This is a genomic window from Campylobacter sp. (assembly GCF_017646085.1).
Classification (GTDB): Bacteria; Campylobacterota; Campylobacteria; order Campylobacterales; family Campylobacteraceae; genus Campylobacter.
In genome coordinates, this window is the sequence record NZ_JAGCNF010000012.1 from 1 (window position 1) to 2,394 (window position 2,394).

Below are 2,394 nucleotides of genomic sequence, written 5' to 3' on the forward strand. Positions count from 1 at the left end.
CAAATTTGCTCTAGCTTATTAAAAAAATCCCCCATAGGACCTTGCAAAAGAAGAATATTTTTACCACTAATATTACTGATTCTATCTTCTAATCTCATCTTTTTACCACAAATTTACGCAATATTTTTTGTCCAATCCTAACAGAACTTGAGTAAATTTTATATTTAATTTTCATCAATATATTGCTTTTTAACTCTTTTATTTGTTCTTGAAGCGCCACTATTAAATCACACGATTCACATGCCTCTAAATTTAGTGGATGAATATATCTAGGATAGAGCAGATATGCCCCAGCTATTAACTCATCACTACTTAAACTTCTATACCTGCGTGGCTGTGGTTTTTTATCATCGCTTAGTCCCCAGCCAGCCCAAAATGGCCGACCATAGCAGACCACCCTCTTCTTACGTAAAATCGCCTCTAATCCACTAGTCGATGTCATTGTATGAATTTCATCAGCAATGTCTAAAAGTGTAGGCATACTCACACCCTCAAGCACTTCATCACAATATTTTAGAGCCTCTGTAGTCTCTACCGCACCAACCCTATTTCCACTTACGACATCTGGGTGAGGCTTATAAATTATATGAGCATGGGGTGAGTTTTGCCTAGCAAGGCGTAAAAGCTCGATATTTTTCATGCCATCAGCACCAATTCTTACGCTTGCATCATCTTCAACCTGACCGATAACTAAAGCAATCTTACTATTTTTATGTGTTATTATAGCATCTTTATCATCATTATATTTTGAAATTTTACTATTTATTAAAATCTCTCTAAGCTTCTTAGCGCTCTTTATCTCATAAGGGCTAAATTTATGATAGTTTAGAATATTTTCTAGTCTGCTTGGCATAGTAGTATCAAAGTATATCCCAACATCATCAAATACTAATGAATACGGCCTAGTAAGGTCACTACCAAGGCCAACTGAACGTATAAATCCATCTTCAACTCTAATAATTTGCACTCCATTTTCATCGCACCATTTTTGTACCTGTGGATACTCTTTTTTTCCCCAAATATAGACTGCAGAGTCTTTATTTAAGCCCAAATTTAGCGCTTGCTGTAATGGATTTTTGCTAAAAGTACTGATAAAATTTAGATTTTTACCCAAAAATGGCAACATAAATTTGCGCTTCCAAATCGAAAATCCAAATAAAAACTTTGCCTTTTTACACTCATTTAGTTTAATGTTTTTTAGAGTATTTATCTGCGGAAGTACTCTTTTTAGAGTAGTTGGCGCACCGTTATATGGATCAATATATTTAGCATATAATAAATATGCCCCAGCAAATAACTGCTCAAGGCTTAGTTTTTTATTACGTCTTGATGGAATTTGCGCCCTATCATCGCTTAATCCCCAACCAGCATAAAATGGCACACCAAAACATACACACTCACACCCGCACATTAGCGCCTCAAAGCCCATTGCAGAGGTTTTAGTATAAACTTTTGTAATATGCTTTAGTAGCGAAATTGGATTTATATTTTCACTAATTATTTTAATTTGTGAAGGCAAATTTGCAATATCAATATCAGATTTCTTCTTGCCACTTAGCACATCTGGATGAATTTTTAGCAAGATATTTGAATTTGGATTTTCATTTATTGCTGCATTTATCATATCAAGAGTGCTAAATTGATTAGCTAGGCCGTACTCTAGCGATGCATCGCCATGAGTTTGGGCGATTATTAAAATATTTGAGCGGTTTTGGAGTTCATATTTTTCAACTTGAGCAGTAGTGATATCTGGGGCGTTATTATATTTGCATATATGATTAGAAATGATAAAATCTATACACCATCTAGCTTCACAAAGGAGTTTGGTATCAAATTCATTTGTAGCAAGTATATGCTCAAGTTGGCTTGGCTGCGTAGCATCGTAATATATTCCGGTATCATCTTCAACTACACTAAGAAGCCTAGCACCTTCAACTCCCAATCCGACTGAACGAATAAATCCATCTTCTAAGAGTTTAAATTTGCCTTTAAATTTGCTAGCTAATTCTACGGCTTGTTGTCCTGATGGTTTGCGCCCCCAACCATAAAATATGGCATTTGTACTAGGTAAAGTAAATTTAAAAAATCTCTTAATCTTGTAAAATTTTTTAGTATTTTCTATTAATTTTCCAGAGCTACTATAACCATCAAACTCCATATATAACCTACATTTTATAAAATTTAATGAATTATATCCAATAAATAATAAAAATATCTATAAATATTAATGAATCAGTTTTGGGGCATTTACGCCCCATATAATCTACACTCAAGTAAAATACTTTACTACTCCACCGGCAACAGCACCATTGCAGCTCTAAGCTCTGGCGTTATAGCCCATAATCTTTTTATATCAGCTATAAATGTCTCATCTAATGTACATCTATTTATACC

At 34.2% G+C, this 2,394-nt stretch carries 1 protein-coding gene; it reads right to left on the bottom strand.

From position 1 onward, the window contains the following. Positions 1-94 precede the first annotated feature (94 nt). Positions 95-2,158 (bottom strand): capsular polysaccharide biosynthesis protein, encoded by a 2,064-nt coding sequence (locus J6V67_RS00610; RefSeq protein WP_291857234.1) that lies wholly within the window; start codon positions 2,156-2,158, stop codon positions 95-97. Positions 2,159-2,394 lie beyond the last annotated feature (236 nt).